Source organism: Cerasibacillus quisquiliarum (genome assembly GCF_014202495.1).
Taxonomy (GTDB): Bacteria; Bacillota; Bacilli; order Bacillales; family Amphibacillaceae; genus Cerasibacillus; species Cerasibacillus quisquiliarum.
Genome location: NZ_JACHHA010000025.1, coordinates 1 through 3753, shown reverse-complemented (window position 1 = coordinate 3753; position 3753 = coordinate 1). Strand labels below are relative to the sequence as shown.

General features: G+C 29.7%; 5 protein-coding genes. 2 read left to right on the top strand and 3 right to left on the bottom strand.

Annotated elements, in window-relative coordinates:
* Window positions 1-359: 359 nt before the first annotated feature.
* On the bottom strand, window positions 360-605 hold the full coding sequence (locus HNQ35_RS13850) for a hypothetical protein (RefSeq protein WP_146938861.1): 246 nt from the start codon (window positions 603-605) through the stop codon (window positions 360-362).
* Window positions 602-1249: a helix-turn-helix domain-containing protein gene (locus HNQ35_RS13845; protein ID WP_170226744.1), complete on the bottom strand. Its 648-nt coding sequence runs from the start codon at window positions 1247-1249 to the stop codon at window positions 602-604. The genes HNQ35_RS13850 and HNQ35_RS13845 overlap by 4 nt, the downstream gene beginning before the upstream one ends.
* A 333-nt stretch (window positions 1250-1582) precedes the next feature.
* Here HNQ35_RS13845 and HNQ35_RS13840 point away from each other — a divergent pair, with 333 nt between their 5' ends.
* Window positions 1583-1753 carry a hypothetical protein gene (locus tag HNQ35_RS13840; RefSeq protein ID WP_170226743.1) on the top strand — a complete coding sequence of 57 codons (171 nt, stop codon included), beginning with the start codon at window positions 1583-1585 and terminating at the stop codon, window positions 1751-1753.
* Between the two features lie 214 nt (window positions 1754-1967).
* On the opposite strand, the gene HNQ35_RS13835 is transcribed toward HNQ35_RS13840, so the two are convergent.
* Window positions 1968-2234 (bottom strand): hypothetical protein, encoded by a 267-nt coding sequence (locus HNQ35_RS13835; protein ID WP_146938859.1) that lies wholly within the window; start codon window positions 2232-2234, stop codon window positions 1968-1970.
* Between the two features lie 515 nt (window positions 2235-2749).
* On the opposite strand from HNQ35_RS13835, the gene HNQ35_RS13830 reads away from it, so the two are divergent.
* Window positions 2750-3490 carry a phospholipase A2 family protein gene (locus HNQ35_RS13830; protein WP_146938858.1) on the top strand — a complete coding sequence of 247 codons (741 nt, stop codon included), beginning with the start codon at window positions 2750-2752 and terminating at the stop codon, window positions 3488-3490.
* The last annotated feature ends 263 nt before the right edge of the window (window positions 3491-3753 follow it).

Genomic DNA, 3753 nt, shown 5'->3' with positions numbered 1-3753 from the left:
AAGCCACCGAATTAAATATAGGAAGTCTATATTTTAATCGGAAAATGTTCAAAATTAATGAGCAAAAAGTGTTCAATTTTACTTGACGGTTACATATGTAACTCATATTAAATTTTGTCACTTATTTGGAACAGTACCATGGAATATAATAAATGCCTATTCAATATAGGAATCAACTTATCGCTTTGGCATGGTGTTCTTTTAAAAATGATTTTTACAAAAGATACACTTTAATTTTAAATTTGCTATGTTATTTAGTCAGGTAAATAAACAAATTATTTTATGCCATATATGATTTTATATATGGCTTTCCTTATGCTAGAATTTTCAAATCCATCTTCAACGTCTTACAATTTGTGTTATAACAATTTAGTATTATTCTTTAGCTTTTCAAATGTGTGTTTATAATTTCCTGTGCGTTCAAGCCATTTCCACCCTTCTTCATTCCAACTATCTAATCCATGATACACTCGATGTTTCGCGAAGTTATGTTTAATATATTTAACGACATTTTCAATTTTCCCTTTACTCTCTGGATCTGCCTTCCTACACATTCTAATGACTAACTTTCTATCTTCTTTATAAGACTGGAACTCTCTTGTCAATATAAGGTCTCCACCGTTTTACTAATAAGGATTAACACATCCTGGTCATATACAAGTTCATCTGCGATACCTCCGTAATAACGAAATGCATTTTTGTGTGCTCGTATAACATCTCTTGTTGTAAAAGGCCTATCTAGCCACTCCATATATTTATAACGTGAATTCGCTAATACAAGCGCTATACAACGTATTTTTGTTCTCTTACCATCTGGAGTAAGCTGTTCTGTTTGTCCAAAATCAATTTGCATTTGTGCTCCTAAAGGCGTTTCTGGAACGGCCTCATAATCTCTTAACGTTGTTTCCTTTGGAATATCATATTCCTTTCGTAGTTCTCTAACATATAATCTAACGGTACTTTCAGCTACTTCAAGGTTTTCATATTTTTCTTGAAGCCAATCAAGAACTTGAGCAGCAGACATATCAGGATATTCACGTAACCAAGATAGAATAAGCTTTTTATACTCATCTAATTTCTTTTTTCTTGTTTTTGTTGCTTTTATCCATATGGACATTGTCTCTGGATTTCGATTGATATAGCGATAAACCGTAGTCCTTGAAAAACCAAGTTTCTCAGCAACCTTTACTTTACTAAATCCTTGCTTTAATAACTGATGAATTTCCATGTACATTTCCCACTTGTCCACCTTTTTACCCCCATCACTGCAATTACATAAAACTATTAATATCATAACAGTGATAGAGAATATTTTGATAAAAAATTCCTGCAAATGTTCACTTTTATTTGTCGGAAACTGTCCACTTTAGTTTATCAGTTATAGCAATGCTAGTAGTGATAATTACTTGAACGTTTATTATAGTGTATAAAGGAGAAATATGCATATAATAAATAAGCTAAGAAAGAAGGGAATCCAAAGTTATAAATATAAAAGCAGTTTGTTTTTTTGTTTAAATAACTCTTATTTATATATAGGTAATTTATTTTCCTACTAAAATCAATAGAGAAAGGGGGGCTCAAGTTGATGCAAGATAAAAAATCAATAGATATGAGTAATGGAATTACGCCACAAGCAATACCTTTCTGTGTTAAAAATAGATCTCTTTGTTATAAGTGTGATCATTGTGAAGCTACGTATTTAGAACTACCTAATGGAAGAAGAACATTCTATACTTGTGGCTGTAGATTTTAAATCAAGTATTAAAACATGACTTGAAAATTTTATAATAATTATACGAGTACTTGTGTTGTTTTCTATATAAAAATGGCACTCCTAGGTATAAAATAAACTAGGAGTGTATTCAGTATAGTCTTTATGGGAAAATAAATTATCTGTAGGTTCATAGAAGTAGTATATATCTAGAATTACAGGAGTTAATTATATTTTAGAAGAGACGTAACTTAAATTATGAGATTTTTTGGTTAAGAGTTTTTTTCTTTAATATTAGATTGATTAAAGAGAAAGTTATAGCAACGATAAGCATACCTAAAGCAATGACTAAGATTCCAATTCCTGTAAAACCACCAATTAATAATGAAATGAATAATGTAGATGCTGTTGTTAAAAAGAGAGTAATATTGCAAGCTTTTCTGTCTTTTACTGTAAAAATCGCAATTGTGAAAATAATTAAGTTAATTGTAATACCTAAAAAAACCGGTATTAAAAAATCCACTTAAAAACCTCCTTTATGATTATTTACTAAATAATATCATAAAATAAAAAATGAATCAAATTTAAAATAAGTAAAAAATTTACAAAATTACATTGCCATCTTTCTGTCCCTCTATATAATGATTGTTTCTGAAAATCATTATATGGGGGATACTTTTAATTAAATTTTAGTGTGCACTTGGAGTTGTTTCCTAGTATTGGGATGTTTTTTAAAAAACATATCATATGTTTACTTACTTCATAGCTGTTTGGCGATATCTTTTGTAAGATGAATTATCTACGATTACATAATTTTCTTGATAATAAAAATTAACATTTGTTACGAGGCTAACCCAAAACATATACAAACTAAAGAAAAAAATTCGTAACAATATTATTATCTTTTGTCATATACGGTCCAAATAACAGCATTGCTAGTTTATCTAATGGCGATAATAAAAAATAAAGGTTTACTTTTATAGTCTTATTATACTTTATTAAATAAGGCTGGCCTAAAAAATAAAAAGGGTGAAATTTATGAAAGGGAAAATTTATGATGGAAAAATATTAGTAGGTGATGAGCTGATAAGTCAATTGAATAAGATTAAATCGCGAGATAAATTTAAAAAAATGATAGAAAATATGAAATTAAATGTTCAATTTAACCCAGATGAATTAAAAGTTAAAAAGGCATATGCATTTGACGCAGGAATTGGTTCTAATGATATGGTTATAAATTTTAGTTCAAGTATTATATATTTAGTAAATACTGATGAATCCATTGGGATCTTATATAATGAATTACCTATGGATGATCATATAATAGGTCGTACTTTTGATAAAGTTAAGAATGCATTAACCACCTATGATTTTAAAGAGAAAGACACTATTAATGTCATAGAAAATAATGTAGAGAATGTAGCTGAATTATTTAATGATTATGAGGAAGAGTTGCCTAATAACCCGGATTATATTAAAGGAAAATTTATCTCTAAGAATGGTTTAGGACTATCAAGTTGGTGGAATGGGGATGGTTGTTTGCCTGGAGGTTATCAGCATTGTGGAGGTAATTGTGGCTATCCCCCAAGAAAGCATGGAGGGGGAACACCTATTAATGCTACTGATAGATGTTGTGTAGGGCATGATAGATGCTATGCTAACTTTGGTAATAATGATCCTTGTTGTGATAAAACACTAATTAACTGTGTCAAAGGACACACTACAGTTGCTGCGGCGGGAATTAGAATATACTTTAAAAGGAATGCTTCCCGTTGTTAGAATGAAAACTTCATAGTTATATTTTGAGAAATAACTCTATTGGATTTCTTTTCCATTAATCTTGGTAAAAGAAGTCCTTTCTTTTTAAAAAAGGCTCTGTTAAAGTTAGTTGTTGATAATTGATTTTAAAGAACGAATGTTCTGTAATTGAACTAACTACATTAGGGCTGGTGATGATTGTGAGAGCGACTGAAATCCTTAAAGCCATTCAAAAACTAAATCCCGCAGAGAAGCACAGATTGCGTGAATATTTAATTGATGCA